Raw genomic sequence first — 20,054 nt, 5'->3', positions numbered from 1 at the left:
GGACTCGGAGCCGCTTCTTTAAGAATTTCGTGGCGAAGCGTCAGCCTTGAGGCGCGGGAACCCTGGCGTTGTCGCCGAGTTTAGATCCCGAGGCGAATTGCCATGGAAGACAGACCGCCAGCCGAAAACCCGGGAAGGACCCTCGTCACGGTGCTGGCAATCTGCGTTCTCATCATTGCGCTGTTTTTTATCGGCTTCAAATATTCGGAGCCGGACCAGGGAGCGCTGGTCGTGCCGGGCGCAGTGCAGCAAGGCAGCAAGTGAATGACTGGCGAGCACCAAGGCCTGACCAGGCTGGTGGAGCGCCTGGCAATCCCCGAGGATTTCGCGCGGCCGCGAGGCCAGCGAGATCGGGCTGCCGGCATTTTTGCCGGATCGGCGACGCCCGGGCGCTTGCCGAGCAGGCTGCCCGCTCCTCCTGATGGTCGTCATCGACGTTCCCTGATGAAGACCGGTCGGCTACATTTGGGGGACCGTACCGAGAACCGAAAAGCTTTCTGCCGACAAACAGCCGAGCTTCGCGGTTCTTTGGCGGAAAGGCGTCGGTGCGGCCCGCGAGCGGCCGGCGCGTAATGGAAAATTCCACCGCCGCCGGGGTTTTCTTGTTCTCTGTCGCGGCTGGCCAGTTCCGTTGGTCAGGGTCGGTCGGCCCAGCTAGCTTGAAGGCGTCGCCATGACCCACTATCCGCGCAGCACGGCAAGCATCGGCGGCCATCCGATCCACCCATGCTGATCCCCTTTCCCATCGCGTTTTTCGTCGGAACCTTGTTCTGCGACCTGATCTTCTGGCGAACCGGCAACCCGGATTGGGTAAGTGGCTCGCTCTGGCTTCTCGAGGCCGGCCTAATCATGGCGGCCCTGGCCGCTGTTGCCGGCCTGACGGATGTGTTGGGCGATGACCAGATCCGCAATCTTCAGGATGCATGGCTTCACGCCGGCGGCAATGTGCTTGTCGTTCTCATACAGCCCTACAATTGGTATTCGCGCTATGCCCATGGCGATGCAGCCGTAATCCGGTCGGCCTCGCGCTGTCCCCTGCTCGTGGTTCTCATCCTTCTGTTTACCGGATGGAAGGGCTGGGAGATGGTCTATCGCCACCATGTCGGTGTCGCCGACAGCCCTGACGAACGGCGCTGACGTTTCCGGCTTTGTCGCTGCTCGGTCGACAATAAGGAGACCGCGCCGGCCGCCGGCACTCCCCGCAATCTGGTCCAAAGATTTTGCGACTGGCTTGTTTCGCAATTCTTCAAATCGACGCATTTTGACCCAAATCCACCTCTAGCCGGCTGAAGACGCTGCGGTTCCAGCCTTCACGGTTTCTTGACAGGGGCCGGAAAAACGGGCAGCAAGTCGGGTGAGGGAGAGCATTTCTACCGTGGCGCAGACCATGGAGGGCTCTTTTTTCGTATGGACCGTCGCCAAATCGGCGATTGGTGGAGGGATTGGTTAACCAACTTTGTCCATCTTTTGAATCAATCGGCAACAGACGCGTGAAGGTGCAGGGGGCACCAGCGAACTGTGATCGTGACGGGTGCCAGGTCCGCAAACCGGCATGCCGATTGAGAGTGGTCGTATGGCGTTTTTGCGTTTGAAGAACCGGGGTGACGCTCCTTATGGGGGGGTAACTTCGAAAAAGTCTGGTCATCGTTGGGTCGTGGTGCCTGCTGTCGGCGCCGCCCTCGTGTTGTGGTCCGCCGCCACCTTGGCGGGGCTCCATTCGGTGAGCACCTCGCTGACCGCCGCTTCCAACGGATTGCCGCAAGGCCTGCTTTCGCCGCGCAAGATCGCGCTTGGCGACCAGCGCCGGCAGATCGCCAACGCCTGGGCGCCGCGTCTTTCCGCCAATGGCGGCTACCAGGCTGGCTCGCTCACCGGCGGCTGCGACGCCGGCTGTTTCAGCCTCGCGACAAGCTTCAGGCATGACGGCCAAGCTCCTGAAAAACTGAAGAAAGAAGGCCACGCCGGCAAGACGGCGCGCCTCAAGCTGCCAGTGCCCGACAGCGTCGCGCAGGAGAAGGTCGTGGTGGCTTCGGCCGCCGGTGCCGTCGACCGCTTCGACGGCGTTGTAAAGCGCGCGGCGCTTTCGCCGCAAAAGCTTGCCGATGCCTTTGCCCGCGCCGAGAAGGCGCCGTTCCTGCTGGCCAGCCTGCCTTCGGCAAGCCGCTTCGGCGGCGCGCTGCCGGGCGCCCCGGCGGAAGCCCGCTTCGGTTCGCGACCGGCCGAAATCGCCGGCGCTTCCGACTTGGCGCTGGCGCTTGCCAACATGGCGCCGGAAGATACGGCCGACGTTCCAACCGCCGTCGCGCTCGAAAACAGCGACGCGCCCAATGCCGCCGACAATTCGGACAATGGCCAGGCCGGCGAATATCAGGTCGCCTCGCTGCCGCCCCAGGACGATCTGCCCGACACCATTGCCGTGCCAGGCCTTCGCCCGCGCACCTCGCTCGATCGCGCCACCGAGCCGCCCGAACAGAGCGCGGCCAAGCCGCAGAAGCCCGAGGCCGCGAAGCCGCAGGCGGCCAAGGCCAAGCCGCAGCAGGCCGCTCCCGAGACCGCGCAAGGCGCACCGACAGTGGCCTCGCCGAGAAGCGGCGACCAGGGCCTGCCGGGCGTAACGGGCTCGAAGCCGCTCGTGGCCGACTCCAAGCGCAGCAAGCGCAAGGCGCAGGCGTCAGAGATGCTCGCCTATGCCAAGCCGGACACGCCGGAGCGTGGTGGACTCGGCAGCGCGTTCCGCAACCTTTTCAACGGGCCCTCGACGAGCAATGGCGTCGCCGTCTACGACATTTCGGCGAGGACCGTTTACATGCCCGACGGCTCGAAACTGGAGGCGCATTCGGGACTGGGCTCGATGGTCGACCAGCCGCGCTTCGTCAACCGCAAGAATGTCGGCCCGACGCCGCCCGACACCTACAATCTGTCGATACGGGAATCGCGCTTTCACGGCGTCGAGGCAATCAGGCTCACGCCGACCAGCGGCAGCAACAAATACGGCCGCAACGGCTTGCTTGCCCACACCTACATGCTACGCGGCGGCCGCGCGGAATCCAATGGCTGCGTCGTCTTCAAGGACTATCACCGCTTCCTTGCCGCCTATAAAAAGGGCAAGATCAAGCGCCTCGTGGTCGTCCCGCGCCTCACAAGCTCCCCCACCCAGGTCGCCCAGGAAGGCCGCCAGGGTTAAGCGCTGCCCTACCGGCGCGCTGGTCGCCGGCTGTCATCGATCCCCACTTGCCGATCCGAAGGGGCCTCGCGCCAAGACGCGCCCGGGTGTTTGCCGTCGCTTAAACCCATGGCGACGATCGCAACCTCATCGGAGGAAGCGATAACGACCCTTCCCAGATGGTAGATATGGCGCAGCCCGGGCTTGCGGCAAGCCCCCGGCCATGGCGTATCAACGCGGCTCCGAAAAACCATAACGGAGCACCGAATGCGTATCTTGTTATCGACTTACGGCTCGCGCGGCGACGTCGAACCGCTGGCGGCGCTGGGCGCGGCGTTGCAGGCGCAGGGCGTCGAGGCCAAGGTGAGCGCGCCCGGCGACGCGGAGTTTGCGGCCCTCCTGGCCCGCGCCGGTGTGCCGATGGCCCCGGCCTTCGCGCCGGTGCGCGAATGGGCGAAGGAAATGATCGACCGGTCGCGATCGGCGTCGCCCGAGGACCGGGCCAAGCTCATTGCCGGCCAGGCGGCCGAGATCGTCGCCAGGCAATATGAGGCGCTTAGCGCAGCCGCCGAAGGCTGTGACGCGGTAGTGGCGTTCGGGCTCTTCCCGTCCTGCGCCGCCGCGCGGCTGGTCGCGGAACAACGCGGCATGCGCTACATGCTCGGCACGTTCTGCCCAATCTGGCTGCCGTCGCCACACAACCGGCCGCATGAATATCCGAGCCATCCGCTGCCGCCCGGCGTGACCGACAACCGGCTGCTGTGGGAGATGGACATCCGGACCAAGAACGCGCTCTTCGGCGAGGCGATCAACGGCCAGCGCGCGTCGCTCGGGCTGCCCCGGGTGGAAAATGTCCGGGACTATGTCTACGGCAACAGGGTCCTGCTCGCCTGCGACCCGACGCTCGGGCCATGGCCGGGCTCGGACATGATCGATGCGGTGCAGACCGGCGCCTTCCTCCTGCGGGATGAGCGGCCCCTCCCCGATGGCCTGGAGGCCTTTCTCGATGCAGGCCCGCCACCTGTCTATGTCGGCTTCGGCTCGATATCGGTAGCCAGGGAAGCCGGCAGCGCCGCCATCGCGGCGATCCGCGCCAAGGGCCTTCGCACGGTCATCGCGCATGGCTGGGCGGAGTTCGGCCCCGTCGACGATCGCGACGACTGCTTCGCCGTCGGCGAGGTCAACCAGCAGGCGCTGTTCGGCCGCGTGGCCGCGGTCATCCACCATGGCGGCGCCGGCACGACCGTTGCCGCCGCGCGGGCGGGAGCGCCGCAGGCGATCGTGCCGCAGATCGGCGACCAGCCGTATTGGGCGCGACGGGCGACCGAACTGGGCATCGGCGCCGCGCATGACGGTCCAGTGCCTACGGCGGAGTCGCTATCGGCGGCGCTGGGGGTGGCGCTGGCGGCCGAGGCCGGCGCTCGCGCGAGGGCTTGCGCCGGCATGATCCGCACCGACGGCGCCGAGGCGGCGGCGAGACTGGTGGTCGAATTGCTTGGCCAGCCCGACCGGTGAACTCACTGCGTCAGTTCCGCCAGCGCCCTTTGCAGGGGCGCCGGCGAGACCTGGATCGGGCCTGAGAACGGGCTGTCCATGTCGACGATCAGATAGATCGCCGCGGCGACCAGCGCCCCGGAAACGAGGCAGGTAAAGACGATGGTGCCGTTGCGCGGCGCCCGGAAGCCGAAGCTGGCGAAGATCAGCGTCATCCAGGCGACGAGGAGAACGATCAGCGGCGCGGGTATGGCGCCCTCGGATTGTTCGGCCAGTATCCAGCGCTGCTCGATCAATTTCTGCAGTTGCTGTGTCGCGGTCTGCTGCGCTGCGGTCTGCCTAGCATCCGCCGGCGTCAATCCCGCCAGGATGTCGCCGACCTGATTGAGCAGCAGTTCCGCCAGCCTGTTCGGGACGACGGTCGTGTCGCTGTCGGCGGTGGAGGTGTCGACGACGCGCTGGACGTATGCGGTCAGCGATTGCCGGGCGCTGTCCGCTTCCGGTCCATAATGTCGGAGCGTTCGATCAAGCAGGATGAGATCGGTGGCGAAGGTGTGGACGTTGCCGTTGATGGCCTCGAATGTGTTCTTGGCCGAATTGATCATCAGGCCGAGCATAAGCGAGGACATCACCACGAACAGGTTAGCGGCAAGCCGCACCACCGCGCTGGTGTCGTCCTGAAGGTGGTGAGCAGGGAAGCGCTTGTGCACCATCAGGCTGACCAGCGAGGCCCCGGCCAGGCAAGCAAAGATCGCTGCTCCTACAAGTACTTCGCCCATGGCTAATATTGCGCATGAGACAGGGCGCTTGCCAATCGGCCTCCTAAGTTCGTCATTCTAGGGCGGAGCGACGCGAAGCGGAGTGAAGACCCTAGAATCCATGCCGTTACCTATGAGCGTTACGGCGGTTCAGGCTGATCCTTTGTTCTGAAACGCTCTTACACGTCGGCAGGGTCGCGGCATGGATTCTAGGGTCTGCGCGCGTCGCTTCGCTCCTTGCTCCGCCCTAGAATGACGAAGTCGAAAATTCGCCACCGCAAAGCACCTTCCAATACAGTCCAAAGCCTTTATGTATGAACGTCGGGGCGGCTCCCAATCACACACGAGGCTATCCATGACAATTCGCGCTGTCGTCTGGGGCGAGAACATCCATGAGCGGACCAATGAGGTGGTGGCCTCCATCTATCCGGAAGGCATGCACGCGACCATCGCCAAGGCGCTCTCCGCCGACAAGGCGATCTCCGCCTCGACGGCGACGCTGGAGCAGCCCGAGCACGGCCTGCCGCAATCCCGCCTTGCCGAAACCGACGTGCTCGTCTGGTGGGGCCATAAGGACCATGGCGCGGTGGCCGACGACGTCGTTGAGCGCGTGGCGCACAGGGTCTTCGAAGGCATGGGGCTGATCGTGCTGCATTCCGGCCATTTCTCGAAGATCTTCAAGCGGCTGATGGGCACGCCCTGCACGCTGAAATGGCGCGAGGCCGGCGAGCGCGAGCGGCTCTGGGTGACGAGCCCCAGCCATCCGATCGCCGAAGGCGTCGGCGAATATTTCGAGCTGGAGAATGAGGAGATGTATGGCGAGCAGTTCGCCGTGCCGGAGCCGCTGGAAACCGTCTTCATCTCCTGGTTCCAGGGCGGCGAGGTGTTCCGCTCGGGCCTGACCTACCGGCGCGGCGCCGGCAATGTCTTCTACTTCCGCCCCGGACACGAAACCTATCCGACCTATCACGATGCGACGGTCCAGAAAGTGCTGCGCAACGCGGTGAAGTGGGCGCACAACCCGCAGGGGTCGAAGCCCGCCATCCTCGATGCGCCGAACGTGCCGGCGGAGAAGGCGCTGGAGCCGATCGAGGAGCGCGGGCCCAAGCTGCACGCGCATGGCGAGGCCGGCTTCCGCTAAAAAAGCGTTTCTCTTCTCGCTTGGGATTGCGCGGATACAGCGCCTGGGTCACATTCGCATTCCATAATTGAATCGAACCAAATCGCTCAAAGGAGCAGAAAATGCGGCTTTTGATACTCGGTACCGGCTGGATGGCGCAGGAACATGCCCGCCGCTTTGGCGCCATCGAGGGCGTGGAATTGGCGGCGGCCGTCGATGTCGATGAAAAGCGCGTCGGCGAATATGCCGACGCCTACAAGATCGCGAAGCGCTTCACCTCACTGGAGGCGGCGCTCGACTGGGGCGATTTCGACGCGGTCGCCAATGTCACGCCCGACCGCATCCATCACCCGACCACCATGGCGCTGATCGCCGCCGGCAAGCCGGTGCTGTGCGAGAAGCCGCTAGCGGAAAATTTCAGCAAGGCCAACGAAATGGCCGATGCCGTGGAAGCTGCCGGCGTCGTCAACATGGTCAACCTCACCTATCGCAACGTGGCCGCGTTGCAGAAGGCGCGGCAGATGGTGCAGGCCGGCGAGATCGGCACGGTGCGCCATGTCGAGGCCTCCTACCTGCAGAGCTGGCTTGTGTCGAAATTCTGGGGCGACTGGCGCACCGATCCGAAATGGCTGTGGCGGCTGTCGCGCGGCCACGGCTCGAACGGCGTGCTCGGCGATGTCGGCATCCACATCCTCGATTTCGCCAGCTATGGCGCGGCCCTCGACATCGACCATGTCTTCTGCCGGCTGCGCGCCTTCGACAAGGCGCCGGGCAACCGCATCGGCGCGTACCAGCTCGACGCCAACGACAGTTTCGCCATGACGCTCGATTTCTCCAATGGTGCCTTCGGCGTGGTGCATGCCAGCCGCTGGGCCACCGGCCACATCAACGAATTGCGCCTGCGCATCCATGGCGACAAGGGCGGCATCGAGGTGGTGCACAATCTCGACGGCTCGGTGCTGAAGGCGTGTGTCGGCAGCAATGTCGAGAACGCCAAATGGGAGGAGCTCGACGCCGGCCAGGTGCCGACCAACTACCAGCGCTTCGTCGAGGCGGTGAAGGGCGGCGTGCAGACCGAGCCGACCTTCCGCCACGCGGCGGGCCTGCAGAAGGTGCTGGACCTTGCCGTGGTGTCGGATGAGAAGCGCGCCGAGTTGAGGGCCAACGCGGATACGCAGTGAGGTTTCGCAGGGGCAGGGAAGCGTTGCGCTCTACGGCGCCCCCCTCTGTCCTGCCGGACATCTCCCCCACTTGGGGGGAGATTGGCAGCTTCGCGGCTGCGCTTCTTTAGACGCCAACAATAGGCGAAAGCCGGCGCGACATCGATCTCCCCCCAAGTGGGGAGATGGCCGGCAGGCCAGAGGGGGGCGCTGTCCCGCCAGCCTAGCATGTTTTATCGAGACCGATAAATCCCGATCGCCGCCGCCACCAGCGCCGCATTGCCGTCCGCCACGCTGCCGTCCGGCAATTCCTTGCCGTCCTCCAATCCCACTCGGGTCGAAAATTTCCGCGCCGCCGTGCGCTCGACGAAGGGCCAAACCGTGGCGTTCTCGCCATGCAGCAGGATGGAGCTGCGGATGCCGGCGCGTTCGAGCACCGTCTCGATGCCGTCCGCCACCGCAAAGGCCTGATCAATCGTCTGCTCCGAAATCTCGATCAGCACGCGCAGCACCCGGCCGCCATGGTCGAGGTCGACCAGCCGCTCGGCGTCCGCGACGGATGCCAGACCCGCCTCGATGCCGATGCCGCGCTGGCGCAGGCTCTCCATGACCACGGGTGCTGCGGTCTCGCTGAGATTGACCGAGGCATAGTCGGGCAGCTCGCGCCAGCCGGAGATGGCGACAAGCGTGCGCAAATCGTCCTTCTCGATCCAGGCGCCGGTGGAGACGCCGATCAGCGTGCCCGGGCAGGCGCGGCGCAGTGCCGCGACCGTCCTGTCCATCGCCTCCGGCGCCAGGCTCTCCTGGCGGTTGGCGCCGCGCGCATGGACGTGCAGCTCGGCGGCGCCCGCAGCGATCGAGGCGGCGGCGTCGCGCGCCATGGCCTCGGGGTCGAGCGGCAATGCGGGGTGGAAATCGGCGGGACGGGCGCCGTTGATGCAGGCCTGAACGATCATCGTTGCGGCAATCCTGTTTCGACAGGCGGGAGCCTAGCCCAGGATCAGGTTGGCCGGAACCGGAGCGATGCTGTCTACTGACAGGCCGCGCAACCAATATCCCCCTGGCCCGTCGGCCAGAGGGCAAGCTTTAGTCATGAACGATTGCCGAACTTCGAAAGTCCCCTACGCCGGCACGCGCTTCAGGGCCTGCGCCATGCAGTGGATGCCGCCGCCGGTCTTGGAGATCTCGCTCATGTCGACGGCCGCGACCTCGAAGCCCTGAGCCTTCAGCTTCTCGATCAGTGTCTTGCTCGACGTCGGCGCGATCACCCTGTCCTTGCCGAGCGACATGAAGTTGCAGCCGAGCGCCATCGTGTCCTGGAAGGGCACGTCGATGATCTCGTGGCCCTTGCCCTTCAACCAGTCGACGATTCCGGGCTCGGTGCAGGCGAGGCAGACGGCGGTGAGCTTCTCGGCGATCGGCACGACCATCAGGTCGATATGGACGTAATATTCGTCGATGAAGGCAAGCCGCGTCTCCCAGCCTTCCTTCTCGAACCAGGCCTGCACCTGGCGCGCGCCCTCTTCCTGCGTGCGGGCGCCGCCGCAGCCGATCAGCACCACGCCCTCCTCGATGACGTTGAAATCGCCGCCCTCGAAGGTGCCGGCCGTCACCATGTCGTAGATCGGGATACCGAGCTTTTCATAGGTGCGGATGGCGGCGTAATTCTCGCCGCGCCGCCACCAGTTGGCCATGGCGGTGATGAAGGCGCCGTAAGGCGTCATGACGCTGGAGTCGCGCGAATAGACCTGCATCGGCAGTTCCGGCGTCGGCTCGTGCCAGTGGATGTTGACGCCGAAATGCTCATAGGCGGCGACGAGGTCCTTGTGCTGCGCCTGCGCGATCTGGACGTTGCAGGGGGCCTCGCGCAGATGTTTTCTCGACAGCGAGCTGGTCGACAGGTGGCGCAGGAAATTGGGCGAGCCGAGCAGCACGTCGGTCAGCACGTCGGTCTCATTGGCGAAGCCCCAGGCGGTCAGCGGCTTGGTGCCGCCATTGGGGTTGCGGCGCTGCAGCGAGAACGGCTCGGCGACGATGCGGTCATGGACGGTCATGGGGTTCTCCTCGAGCTGATTTATCGTTGATCGGTCATGCGGTGGAAGCGGCCGGGATCCACCAGTCGCGCCCGCGGGCTGTGGTGACATATTCCGGCCAGCGGAAGTTGACCGGCGGTTCGTAGTCGCATAGCGGCGCGATCCAGTTCGAGCCGCCGACGCCGCCGCCGGTTCGCTTGACGAATTCGTCCATCGCGGCATCGCGCGCGGCCTTGTCTTCCAGCAGGCGCAGCGCCGTCAGCGCCACCGTCTTGGCGGCGCAGGTCACCATCGGATCGATGGTGGCGGGAATGCCGCCCAGCGCGTTCATCACCCACGCTGGATAGGCGCGGCCGTTTGCCGAACGCAGCGCCGGACGGGCGACATAGAAGCGCGAGGTCGGCGCGTGCCAGCTCATGTCGGTGTAGTCGTCCGAGGTGGAGTTGACCTGCGACGGCGGCAGGTCGCGGCGCAGGATCGCTTCCGCGTCCCGCGGCGCGATCAGCCGCTCGAGCTCGTCGATGAACGGGTTCTCGGTCGCCTCGCCGCCGGCGTTGACCTGGACCTCGCGGGCGATGGCCCTCGCCGCCTCGTCCCAGCGCGGCGCGCCGACGGTCGAGAGCGCCTGATAGGTGATGTCGGCCATGGCGTGGTTGGCCAGCCCTGGGCGCGACTTCGATACCCAGTGCCGCTCGTAGCGGCAGCCGCTCATCTTGGCCGCCGCTTCCGCATTGCGGTCGAGCACGGCGGTCACCTGCTCGGCCATGGCAATGGTCGGCACGCGGATCATGTACTGGATCTCGGCTAGGCCTGCCGGCAAATTGTCGGCCGTCGCCTGCCCTGCCGTCAGGATCGCCTCGCTGATCGACCAGCCGCCCTGATGCGTCAGCATGGAATCGCGCAGCGCCTTGGAGGCCATGTACATCATCATCAGCGCATCGTTGGCGCCGGGCGCCCGGACCGCCGAATGCGCCTGCGGGATCGGTGCGCCGTCGCTTGCGCGGATCCAATTTTCCGGTTGGTCGCAGACGAAGCGATAGATCATCGCATAGGCGGCGCCGCAATGCGTGTCCCAGCGCGCGGTGTTGCAGAGCGGCAGCATGTAGAAGGGATGGAAGGAGATCATGCCGGCGAGGCCGTCATAATAACCTTTTGCCGCATGGATCGGCTTGGAGCCCCTCACCTTCTCGGCCGGCTCGCCGGTGAAGCGCAGCGTGCCCTTGATGCCATGCTCCAGCATCGCTGCCTTGGTAGCCAGAAGCCCGCCGAGGCTGCCGATGCCGAGGCCCGAATGCGGATCGGTGTGGCCGCCGGCCTCGACGCCGAGGCCCGGCCGCGCGCGTTTAATCGTCGCGGCGTCCTGGCAGTTGCCGGGCACGGCGTCATACTCGCCATACATGCCGATCACCGGGCCGTCGCCATTCGTCCAATGGGCGCAGAAGGCCGTCGGCATCCCGCCCGAGCCTTCCTCGACCGAAAAGCCTTCGCGCTTCAGCCGATCGACATACCAGGCAGCCGACTGATATTCGCGCCAGGCGGTTTCGCCGAAATCGAAGATGGTGCGCGTCCAGGCCGACAGCAGCGGCTGGATGCTGTCGATGCAGGTGAGCGCGGTTTCTTGCGCGGAACTCGTCACCGGTTTGTCCATGGGCCAAGAAAAGCAGTGAAGCGGCTCGGCAAAAAGTGATATGTTTTCCCGGCTCGTGCAAATTCGGTTCACCTGAGGCCTCTTGCGCATACCTTCCACGCAGGCGCTGCGCGCCCTCGACAGCTTCGCCCGTCACGGCAGCGTTTGGCGCGCGGCCGACGAGCTTCACCTCACCCGAAGTGCTGTCTCGCATCAGCTACGACTGCTCGAGCGCGATCTCGGCTTCGATCTGTTGCAGCGCATCGGCAAGGGCGTGGCGCTGACGCCGCGCGGCCAGCGCTACGCAGCCGATGTCAGGAAGGCGCTGACCGTGCTCGGCGACGCGGGGACGCAAAACAACGGCGCCGGCGTCGGCGGCTCCTTCGCCATCTCCTGTCCGCCGGGCTTCGCCTCGATGTTCCTGTGCACGCATATCGGCGAGTTCCAGCAGATATATCCGGACGTCGCGCTCTCCGTGCTGACGCCGCGGCGGCTCGACGATGTCAGCAATCCGGAGGCCGACGCCTTCATCGCCTTCGGCGTCGGCAACTGGCCGAATCGCGCGGTGGAGCTGCTGTGCGAAGTCTCCTTCACCCCGCTCTGCAGCCCCAGGCTGCTCAACAAGGTCGGCGGCTTTTCCAAACCCGCCGACGTGCTGCGCGCCAACCTGCTCCATCTCAGCGACACCGAGGACTGGGCGCGCTGGCTGGCGCTGTCCAAGGTGGAAAATCCCGATACCGAAGGCGGCATCTTCTTTTCCGACATGAACCTCGTCTTCTCGGCGGCGATCGCCGGCCAGGGCATTGCCTTGGGCGACGAGCTGACCGGCCGCCAAGCACTGAGCGAGGGCCGGCTGGTCAAGCCGTTCGAAGCGTCATTTCCCTCGCCGCGTGCTTATTTCCTGGTCTTCGAGCATGCGAAGGCGGGCCACCCGGTGCTGAATGCGTTCAGCGACTGGCTAAGGGCGAAGTTGTTGGAGAACAGACTTTAGGCGAATTGAGAGCCGCCGCCCTCTCCGGTCGTCATCCTCGGGCTTGACCCGAGGATCCATGCCGTGACGTTGACCGAGGGGTGCGGCGGGTGAGAATTCTGGACCGTTGTAACGCTCGTAGGTAACGGCATGGATTCCAGGGTCTGCGCGCGTCGCTTCGCTCCTTGCTCCGCCCTGGAATGACGACGGCATGCACGCTTTGGCTAATCGCGAACGTTCGTGAGCATGTCGAACGCCCATAAACGCTCCGGCCGCCCACCAACCCTCGCCACCCGTGAATCAAATTTGCCGATCAGGCGAAAACTATTCGGTTGCGGTGAGGCGCAGCCATGCCTACGATTTCATTGGGAACCGAGGAAAGAGCCAGGATGCAGCAACCCGGCCGGGCCGCAGAAATCAAGGCGAACGGGATCGGCAAGAGCTTCGGCTCCTTCCGGGCGCTGGACAATCTGACGCTCGATATCGGCCGCGGCGAGTTTCTGACGCTGCTTGGACCTTCAGGTTCCGGCAAGACCACCTTCCTGATGATCCTCGCCGGCTTCGTGCAGCCGAGCGAAGGCAAGCTTTTCAGCGACGGCGTCGACATAACCAACCGGCCGGCCGAGCAGCGCGCCGCCGGCATGGTATTCCAGGGCTATGCCTTGTTCCCGCATATGAGCGTGGAACAGAACATCGCTTTCCCGCTCAAGGTGCGAAAGAAATCGGCCGCCGAGATCAAAACCCGTGTCGGCGAGATGGTCGAGCGCGTCGGCCTCAAGGGCCATGAGAAGAAATTGCCGGCGCAGCTTTCCGGCGGCCAGCAGCAGCGCGTGGCGCTGGCCCGCGCGCTGGTGTTCGAGCCGGGCGTGCTGCTCCTCGACGAGCCGTTCTCGGCGCTCGACAAGAGCCTGCGCGGCCAGATGCAGGCCGAGATGAAGCGGCTGCACCAGGAAACCGGCACCACCTTCGTCTTCGTCACCCACGACCAGAGCGAAGCGCTGGCGCTGTCGTCGCGCGTCGCCATCTTCAACCACGGCAAGCTCTTGCAGGTCGGCAGGCCCGACGAGGTCTACGACCGTCCGGCCAACCGCTTCGTCGCCGAGTTCCTGGGCGAGATCAACATGCTGCCAGTGAAGGGCGTGCGCCCCGCCGACAATGGCGCCACGGGCCTCTGCGAGGACCGCGCCGTCAACATGCGCTGCAAGGCCGAGACGATAAAGGGCGACGCCATCCTCGCCATCCGACCCGAGGACATGTCGATCGCGCCGGAAGCATCGGTCAACGAGAACGGCATCGCGGCGACCGCTGTCGCCTCGACCTATCTCGGTGCCGCGACCAAGCTCGACCTCACCACGCGCCAGGGCGCCAAAGTCACCGTCTCGGTGCCGAACGAGGTCGCCGCCGCAGCCTTGAGCAAAGGCAATTCCGTCTGGCTGACCTGGCCGGCGGAAAAGGGTTTCCTCCTTCCGGACGGAGGACAATAGAGAGCGCCGCAGCGGCCTGAAATCGCCGCGCCGGCTTCCGGTTCAAATCAACGACAACAAGGGGAACTGACATGACGAACGAAACCAAGAAACAGACCATCGAATCCCTCGCCGAGCGGACCAGGCGCGGCGAGATCTCGCGCCGGCAATTCGCGCAGCTCGCGGGCCTCGTGCTCGCCGGCACGCCGATGCTTTTGCGCTCGACCGGCGCTCAAGCCGAGACCAAAGGGCTGGTGCTGGTGAACTGGGGCGGCGACGCAATCACCGCTTACGACGCAGCCTACGGCCAGGCCTTCACCAAGGACACCGGCATCCCGGTCAAGATGGACGGCTCCGGTCCGACCGAAGGCGCGATCGCCGCGCAGTACAAGAGCGGCGCGCCGACCTGGGACCTGGTCGACGTCGATCCGTTCTCGGCCATCACGCTCGGCGGCCAGGGCATGCTCGAACCGATCGACTACAAGGTCGTCGACAAGAGCAAGATGCGGCCGGGCTTCGGCTGGGAATATGCCGCCTCGACCTACTTCTTCTCCTATGTGATCGCCTACGACTCGCAGAAGTTCGGCTCCAACGCGCCGACCGGCATGGCCGACTTCTTCGACGTCAAGAAATTCCCCGGCAAGCGCTCGCTCTACAAATGGGGCGTGTCGAGCTGGGAAGCGGCACTTCTGGCCGACGGCGTGGCGCCGGCCTCGCTCTATCCGCTCGACCTGAAGCGCGCGCATGACAAGATCGCCGCCTTCAAGGAAAACGTCGTCTCCTACTGGGGCGGCGGCGCCGAAAGCCAGAGCGTTCTGCTCAACGGCGAGGCCTCGATGGCGATCGTGTGGTCGACCCGCGCCTCGCTGATCGAGCAGGACTCGGGCGGCCAGATCAAGTTCATCTGGGACCAGGGCCTGATCTCGCCCGGCGCGCTCGCGGTGCTGAAGAACAACCCCGGCGGCAAGGACGCGGCGATGAAGTTCATCGCCAGCGCGCAGGATCCACAGAAGCAGCTCGTCATGTTCGACAAGCTTGGCCAAGGCCCGGCGAACCCGGCGGCCGACGCGCTGATCCCGGCCGACAAAAAGCGCATCAACCCCGTCGATCCGGAAAACATGAAGAAGCAGATCCCGCTCGACATGGAGTGGTACGCCAAGAATTACGGCGGCGCGCTCGACGAATACACCAAGATCATCTCGGCCTGATCCGGCCGAGATCTTCAACCCCGATGAGAGGCACCCTCTCCGACAGGATGGGCGCGGCGCTGCTGATGGCGCCGCTGCTCCTGTTCCTTATCCTTGCCTATGCCTGGCCGTTCCTCGGCGTGGTGAAGTGGAGCTTCACGCTTCCAACGCCAGGGCTGGAGCAATACCACGCCCTGCTTACCGACGACCTCGTGCAGTCGGTGTTCATCCGCACGCTGCGCATCGCGGCGATCGTCACCGTCGTCTCGGTCACCGCCGCCTATGCGATCACCGTTGTCTGGGTGCGCGGCAGCCCGACGCAGCGCGTGCTTGCCGAATTCTGTATCCTGGTGCCGTTCTGGATCTCGGTGCTGACGCGCGCCTTCGGCTGGGTGGCGCTGCTCTCCAATCGCGGCCTGATCAACACCTGGCTACAATCGATCGGCTTCATCTCCGAGCCGCTGACCCTGGTGCGCAACGAGTTCGGCGTCATCGTCGGTATGTCGCATTTCCTGATCCCCTTCGCGGTGTTCCCGCTGGCATCGGCCATGCGCAGCCTGGACGAGCGCGTGCTGCTCGCGGCGCGCGGCCTGGGCTCCAGCCGCATGCGCACTTTCTGGACGGTGTTCGTGCCGATGACGCGTTCCGGCATCATCGGCTCGGCGCTGATCACCTTCGTCTTCTCGCTCGGCTTCTTCGTCACGCCGGCGATCCTCGGCGGCGGCCGCAGCGTGATGATCGCGGAGCTGATCTACCTGCGCATCTTCCAGAGCCCGGACTGGGGGCTGGGTGCTGCGATCAGCGTCGTTCTGGTGGTGTTCGTCGGCGCGCTGATGGCGCTGTTGTTCCGCTACGTCAAACCGAAGCAATTGGTGTAGCCAAGATGCCGACCTACCGCCCCGGCCCCGTCTCGCTCATCCTCGCCGTGCTGGTCGCGCTGTTCCTGCTGATGCCGCTGCTTGCCGTCATCCCGGTGTCGCTGACGCCGAGCCGCATGCTGACCATGCCGACGGGTGAATTGTCGCTGCGCCATTACCGCTCGCTGATCGAGGATCCGCGCTGGCTGGAATCGATCCTGCTTTCGCTCAGGATCGGCGTCGTCAGCAGCATCCTTTCCACCGCGCTTGCCCTCACTTTCAGCCTCGGCGTGTGGATGTTCCAGCCGCGCTTCACCGCCGCCCTCGTCGGCTTCGTGCTGTTGCCGATGGTGGTGCCGCCGGTGGTCTCGGCCGTCACGCTCTATTTCCTGCTCACCTCGGTCTCCGGCCTCACCTCGTTCTTCGGCTACGACACCTGGCTGGGTGTGGCCATGGCGCATTCGGTGATGACGGTGCCTTTCGCCACGGTGCTCATCCTGGTGTCGCTCAGCCAGCTCGACCGCCGTATCGACCTTGCCGCGCGCGGCCTTGGCGCGAGCGTTTGGGAACGCGCGACGCGCGTCATCATGCCCAACATCAAGTTCGGCATCGTCACCGCGGCGCTGCTGTCCTTCGTGCTCTCCTGGGAGGAGATCGGCGTGACGCTGTTCATCACCTCGGTGAACGCCATCACCCTGCCCCGCCTGATGTGGATGGGCCTGCGCGACAACATCGATCCGGCGATCGCGGCACTTTCGGTGATCCTGATCATTATCACCGTGCTGGTGCTCGCCGTGCGGAGTGTGGCGGTGAAGATGCGCGGCGGACAGTAGGCGAGCCTTCACGCCGCAAAAAATTTCGCTAGCGCCGCTGCTGTGCCTTCAGCATGCTCCTCCGGAAAGAAATGCCCGCCCTTGACCTAACCGCCTGCGATGCCGTCAGCCTATCGCTGCCAGGCGACCGGCTGAATTCCCACGCCGGCCGCTACGCTATGGTTCCTTGCTCATACCACCGTTCTCCACCCTCAAGCCCTTTGTCCACAATCGTTCTTCACCGCCTCCACAACAGACCTTGATCTCCGTGCACTTAACTCTCCATCTTGATTTCATCACGGAAAGAGTTTGGACCCACAGATGGCTGTCTTGACCGATGTTCAGCAAATGGAAGTGGACCTGCGGCACCGCAGCGAAACGCTAAATGTTGAATTTAAAGCTTGGATGGATATCTCGAAGTCGAACAAGGAAGGCCAGGCGAAGATTGCCCGGCACATCGCTGCGATTGCCAATCACGGCGGCGGTCGTGTTTATTTTGGGGTTGATAACGACGGCAATCCGGAGGCGCGGTCTGAGGCCTTTCCCCTCGAACACTTCCGTTCAGACGCGATCCATAACCTCTTGAAAACCCGCCTGGAACCTACCTTGCAGTGCGAGGTTCGCTTTACCGAGTTTACCAACGGGGTCACTTATCCGGTCGTTCATATCCCGTCCCACGGCACCACACCAATTGGAGCCAAAGACGAAAGCAGCTTCATGCATATCTACGTGCGGAGCGTCGGTCCAGAATCAGTGAAAATATCGAGATATCAGCAGTGGGACACAATCTTAAAGCGGTGCATGCGGTTCCGGGATGTCGAAGCCGTTCAAACGCGTGAAGAGGATGAACTCACGCGCACTCAGGCAATGACAAAGGCCATCACGAAATCTGTGACCGCTTCCGTTCTGAAAATCCTTGTAGAAAACATGAGTGCGGCACCTGCCACTGGACCGGGCGTTGATTGGACAACAATCGATGCACTCACGGAAAGTGCGCGCTGGGAGTTTATCGCGCAAATCAATGCTCTCGACTTTGGGACCACTGAAACTGATCAGCAAGTGCGAGAGATTGCTGGCAAACACGTCGTGTCAAGCTACGCGCTCTTGGATTCAGCAAACAACTTCCTCACCCTTGAGCGTCCACATAAGCTACTCAAAACTGCCAGTGAAGAAATGAACTACGTTGCGTCGTTTGGATGGCACGACTTCATTGTGTTGACCAATTCTGACGTGTCACCTCGTACTCGGCTGTGGAACATCGACGGTAAGGATGTCACCGGAGTCGAGGGTATCCGGGTTGACGGCAGATCGGTCTATTTTGGTGAGTACGACTATTGGCGGGCTTATGGGAACTCTGTCTTCGTCACGACCAAGAGCTACCGAGAGGATTATCATCGCCTGAAGGGTCGCGTTGATCATCCGTTCCTCACGTCGGTGAACATATTCATCAGGATGCACAGCCTGCTTGCTCACGCCGCGATTACGACGGCCAATGCGCCAGATGCCGAAAAAATTGCGCTGTTCACCGATCATCGAGGAATGAAGGACCGTATCCTTGGGAGAGGTATGGACTACGGCATGCGTGTACATACGCGTCTCAAAGCGGTCGAAGATAGATATTTTACTCGGCTGGTAGTCGGTCGAGCCGAGTTGTTGGAGGATTATTTCGGCACGTTGAAGCGTCTCTGCGTGCCGATCCTGGAAGTTTGGGGCGGGTCCAATTTTGATCCCGAAGAATGGTTCACAAGGGAGAATGTCGGACAGATCATCTCAGAACTGAGGAAAGAAGGAAGCACCGTCCGGCTATTGGACAAAGAGTTGCAGCAATCCGCCTAATTCCAGATTGATTGAGGTTGCTTCGGACGGATCGGCATCATCACCTCGGCCCTTTTGTCCCTCGTGCTCTCCTTGGGAGAGATCGGCGTGACTTTGTTCATCACCTCGGTGAACGCCATCACCCTGCCGCGGCTAATGTGGATGGGCCTGCGCGACAACATCGATCCGGCGATCGCGGCACCTTCGGTGATCCTGATCATCGTCACCGTGCTGGTGCTCGCCGTGCGCAGCGTCGTCACAAGGCAGCGCGCCGTGCGCTGAAACGGCCGATCAGACAAACCTGACCGAGACGCGGCCGAACCTGCCCAAATCGCCGGTGACTTCATCGCCGGGCTCGACTTCTATCGGCTTGACGCAGGTGCCGGTTATCACCACCTGCCCAGGCTGTAGCGCGATGCCGAGGCCCGACAATTCGTTGACGATCCATTGAAGGGCAATCCGGGGGTCACCCAGCACGGCCGCCCCCGATCCGTCATGGCGCGACTTCCCGGCGACGAACCCGACCACCGGGTGCTTCGCCAGATCCACGTCGCGCCAATCGTCTTCCACGGCCTCGCCGATGACGAACAGATTGGCGCAGGCGTTGTCCGCGATGAGCTGCGCCGCGCCGACCGCGCAGAAATCGTCGTATCGCGAGTCCGGTATCTCGATCGCCGGGTGCAATGCCGCCACCGCATCCATCACTTCGGCGATCTCATAGGGCTCCGCGCGCGGCTGCAGCTCGCGGCCGAAGCGAAAGGCGAATTCGATCTCGGCCACGCGCATCCTGCTCGTCGCCAGCGAAACGGCTCCGCCGACATCGACCGCCTTCTCCGCCAGCAGGCGCCCGGCCATCGGACCGTCGACGTTGATGTGCCTTTGCCCGGCAAGGCTGGTTGCGGCGATCTTCCAACCGAAAAGCGGAGCCGCGGAGCGATCCATCACATGCGACTGGACGGCATATCCTTCGGAGCGGGTGCGTGGCCGCAGCAGCTCGGGTATCGCATCGAAACGGGTGCCGTTGTCCCAATGGCTCACCAGCAGGCGTGAAGCGGCCCTGGCCTTTTCTGGATCGAACATCGTCAGCACCGAAGATCAAAAAATGCCGCGCTGCTTTAAGTCTTTGTTTTGCTGCATGTCGTTGTCCCAGAACCGCTGCACACTTCCGGGCGACATGCATTAGATCGGGAGCCCGGCATGGACATTGCGCAATGTGAACGGATCGAGACGATAGGTGACCGGGAATCGAGAGTCCAGATCGGCCAGACGACGGAGTTCCGCAGGCATGCCGTGACCGCAAAACGTAAGAGGCCCGCCGGGAGCGGCGGACCTCTTACGGAGCCGAAGTGGAAGCTCGGCACCGTCATGATCCGGGGGTGTGGATCGACTCGAAGGTTAGCCAACGGAAGGGCGCAGGGCGACTTACAAATCTGTAATCTTGGGCTAGATCTGGCGCCCGTACGCGTTACAAAAAACCGTTATATCAACGGCTTGCAGGGGGAACTTGATGTTTGGCGCCCCCTATCTGTCAAACAAATGTGATGCACCGTCCGTCCGGCAAGCGGCGCGGCGGGTTCGGCTTCGAGGTGCAAGAA

Annotated in this window: 16 protein-coding genes and 2 pseudogenes; 13 read left to right on the top strand and 5 right to left on the bottom strand. The window is 63.8% G+C overall.

The annotated features are described in order from the left end of the window. Positions 1-102: 102 nt before the first annotated feature. The 4 genes and pseudogenes from FJ956_RS30620 to FJ956_RS23560 all read left to right on the top strand — a co-directional run bounded on the left by FJ956_RS30620 (position 103) and on the right by FJ956_RS23560 (position 4,678). Positions 103-264, top strand: a complete 162-nt coding sequence (locus FJ956_RS30620) for a hypothetical protein (RefSeq protein ID WP_181170279.1) — start codon at positions 103-105, stop codon at positions 262-264. Between the two features lie 409 nt (positions 265-673). Then, positions 674-1,137: pseudogene (locus FJ956_RS23570) on the top strand (DUF2231 domain-containing protein). Between the two features lie 583 nt (positions 1,138-1,720). Next, the gene (locus FJ956_RS23565) at positions 1,721-3,184 is read left to right on the top strand and encodes a DUF2778 domain-containing protein (RefSeq protein WP_246672146.1); all 1,464 of its coding nucleotides are present in this window, start codon (positions 1,721-1,723) and stop codon (positions 3,182-3,184) included. Positions 3,185-3,430: 246 nt separating this feature from the next. After that, positions 3,431-4,678 carry a glycosyltransferase gene (locus FJ956_RS23560; RefSeq protein ID WP_140680620.1) on the top strand — a complete coding sequence of 416 codons (1,248 nt, stop codon included), beginning with the start codon at positions 3,431-3,433 and terminating at the stop codon, positions 4,676-4,678. A gap of 2 nt (positions 4,679-4,680) precedes the next feature. Here FJ956_RS23560 and FJ956_RS23555 read toward each other — a convergent pair whose 3' ends face one another. Beyond that, on the bottom strand, positions 4,681-5,436 hold the full coding sequence (locus tag FJ956_RS23555; RefSeq protein ID WP_140680622.1) for a DUF4239 domain-containing protein: 756 nt from the start codon (positions 5,434-5,436) through the stop codon (positions 4,681-4,683). Between the two features lie 334 nt (positions 5,437-5,770). Here FJ956_RS23555 and FJ956_RS23550 point away from each other — a divergent pair, with 334 nt between their 5' ends. Together FJ956_RS23550 and FJ956_RS23545 are read left to right on the top strand one after the other, a co-directional pair. Further along, positions 5,771-6,556 carry a ThuA domain-containing protein gene (locus FJ956_RS23550; protein ID WP_140680624.1) on the top strand — a complete coding sequence of 262 codons (786 nt, stop codon included), beginning with the start codon at positions 5,771-5,773 and terminating at the stop codon, positions 6,554-6,556. Between the two features lie 101 nt (positions 6,557-6,657). Further along, the gene (locus tag FJ956_RS23545) at positions 6,658-7,716 is read left to right on the top strand and encodes a Gfo/Idh/MocA family oxidoreductase (protein WP_140680626.1); all 1,059 of its coding nucleotides are present in this window, start codon (positions 6,658-6,660) and stop codon (positions 7,714-7,716) included. Between the two features lie 212 nt (positions 7,717-7,928). Here FJ956_RS23545 and FJ956_RS23540 read toward each other — a convergent pair whose 3' ends face one another. From FJ956_RS23540 to FJ956_RS23530, 3 genes are all read right to left on the bottom strand, one after another. Next, positions 7,929-8,651 (bottom strand): 3-keto-5-aminohexanoate cleavage protein, encoded by a 723-nt coding sequence (locus tag FJ956_RS23540; protein WP_140680628.1) that lies wholly within the window; start codon positions 8,649-8,651, stop codon positions 7,929-7,931. Between the two features lie 165 nt (positions 8,652-8,816). Continuing rightward, positions 8,817-9,749 carry a dimethylarginine dimethylaminohydrolase family protein gene (locus tag FJ956_RS23535; RefSeq protein ID WP_140680630.1) on the bottom strand — a complete coding sequence of 311 codons (933 nt, stop codon included), beginning with the start codon at positions 9,747-9,749 and terminating at the stop codon, positions 8,817-8,819. Between the two features lie 34 nt (positions 9,750-9,783). After that, a complete protein-coding gene (locus FJ956_RS23530) occupies positions 9,784-11,376 on the bottom strand; it encodes an amidohydrolase (protein ID WP_181170280.1) in 1,593 nt (530 codons plus the stop codon). 82 nt (positions 11,377-11,458) lie between these two features. Here FJ956_RS23530 and FJ956_RS23525 point away from each other — a divergent pair, with 82 nt between their 5' ends. From FJ956_RS23525 to FJ956_RS23495, 7 genes and pseudogenes are all read left to right on the top strand, one after another. Beyond that, complete coding sequence (locus FJ956_RS23525) at positions 11,459-12,346, top strand: LysR substrate-binding domain-containing protein (protein ID WP_140680634.1); 888 nt, start codon at positions 11,459-11,461, stop codon at positions 12,344-12,346. A gap of 368 nt (positions 12,347-12,714) precedes the next feature. Further along, positions 12,715-13,809 (top strand): ABC transporter ATP-binding protein, encoded by a 1,095-nt coding sequence (locus tag FJ956_RS23520; protein ID WP_140680636.1) that lies wholly within the window; start codon positions 12,715-12,717, stop codon positions 13,807-13,809. 71 nt (positions 13,810-13,880) lie between these two features. Further along, on the top strand, positions 13,881-14,996 hold the full coding sequence (locus tag FJ956_RS23515) for an ABC transporter substrate-binding protein (protein ID WP_140680638.1): 1,116 nt from the start codon (positions 13,881-13,883) through the stop codon (positions 14,994-14,996). Between the two features lie 23 nt (positions 14,997-15,019). Beyond that, positions 15,020-15,853, top strand: coding sequence for an ABC transporter permease (locus tag FJ956_RS23510; protein ID WP_140651915.1), 834 nt, complete (start codon positions 15,020-15,022; stop codon positions 15,851-15,853). A 5-nt stretch (positions 15,854-15,858) separates the two neighbouring features. Then, on the top strand, positions 15,859-16,665 hold the full coding sequence (locus FJ956_RS23505; protein ID WP_140680640.1) for an ABC transporter permease: 807 nt from the start codon (positions 15,859-15,861) through the stop codon (positions 16,663-16,665). A gap of 300 nt (positions 16,666-16,965) precedes the next feature. Continuing rightward, positions 16,966-18,480 (top strand): ATP-binding protein, encoded by a 1,515-nt coding sequence (locus FJ956_RS23500; protein ID WP_140680642.1) that lies wholly within the window; start codon positions 16,966-16,968, stop codon positions 18,478-18,480. A 33-nt stretch (positions 18,481-18,513) separates the two neighbouring features. Continuing rightward, a pseudogene (locus FJ956_RS23495) lies at positions 18,514-18,741 on the top strand (ABC transporter permease); the annotation flags it as partial. Positions 18,742-18,750: 9 nt separating this feature from the next. On the opposite strand, the gene FJ956_RS23490 reads toward FJ956_RS23495, so the two are convergent. Further along, entirely contained in the window at positions 18,751-19,539 is a 789-nt protein-coding gene (locus FJ956_RS23490; protein ID WP_140680644.1) for a fumarylacetoacetate hydrolase family protein, read from the bottom strand. Positions 19,540-20,054: the final 515 nt, after the last annotated feature.

Origin of the sequence: Mesorhizobium sp. B2-4-3, assembly GCF_006442815.1 — a bacterium.
GTDB lineage: Bacteria > Pseudomonadota > Alphaproteobacteria > Rhizobiales > Rhizobiaceae > Mesorhizobium.
The sequence above is the reverse complement of the archived record's forward strand: the minus strand, read 5'-3'. Positions and strand labels throughout refer to the sequence as shown.

Coding starts and splice junctions, on each gene's coding strand:
- FJ956_RS30620 (WP_181170279.1), top strand. CDS start 103: ATGGAAGACAGACCGCCAGCCGAAAACCCGGGAAGGACCCTCGTCACG.
- FJ956_RS23560 (WP_140680620.1), top strand. CDS start 3,431: ATGCGTATCTTGTTATCGACTTACGGCTCGCGCGGCGACGTCGAACCG.
- FJ956_RS23555 (WP_140680622.1), bottom strand. CDS start 5,436: ATGGGCGAAGTACTTGTAGGAGCAGCGATCTTTGCTTGCCTGGCCGGG.
- FJ956_RS23550 (WP_140680624.1), top strand. CDS start 5,771: ATGACAATTCGCGCTGTCGTCTGGGGCGAGAACATCCATGAGCGGACC.
- FJ956_RS23545 (WP_140680626.1), top strand. CDS start 6,658: ATGCGGCTTTTGATACTCGGTACCGGCTGGATGGCGCAGGAACATGCC.
- FJ956_RS23540 (WP_140680628.1), bottom strand. CDS start 8,651: ATGATCGTTCAGGCCTGCATCAACGGCGCCCGTCCCGCCGATTTCCAC.
- FJ956_RS23535 (WP_140680630.1), bottom strand. CDS start 9,749: ATGACCGTCCATGACCGCATCGTCGCCGAGCCGTTCTCGCTGCAGCGC.
- FJ956_RS23530 (WP_181170280.1), bottom strand. CDS start 11,376: ATGGACAAACCGGTGACGAGTTCCGCGCAAGAAACCGCGCTCACCTGC.
- FJ956_RS23520 (WP_140680636.1), top strand. CDS start 12,715: ATGCAGCAACCCGGCCGGGCCGCAGAAATCAAGGCGAACGGGATCGGC.
- FJ956_RS23515 (WP_140680638.1), top strand. CDS start 13,881: ATGACGAACGAAACCAAGAAACAGACCATCGAATCCCTCGCCGAGCGG.
- FJ956_RS23510 (WP_140651915.1), top strand. CDS start 15,020: ATGAGAGGCACCCTCTCCGACAGGATGGGCGCGGCGCTGCTGATGGCG.
- FJ956_RS23505 (WP_140680640.1), top strand. CDS start 15,859: ATGCCGACCTACCGCCCCGGCCCCGTCTCGCTCATCCTCGCCGTGCTG.
- FJ956_RS23500 (WP_140680642.1), top strand. CDS start 16,966: ATGGCTGTCTTGACCGATGTTCAGCAAATGGAAGTGGACCTGCGGCAC.
- FJ956_RS23490 (WP_140680644.1), bottom strand. CDS start 19,539: ATGTTCGATCCAGAAAAGGCCAGGGCCGCTTCACGCCTGCTGGTGAGC.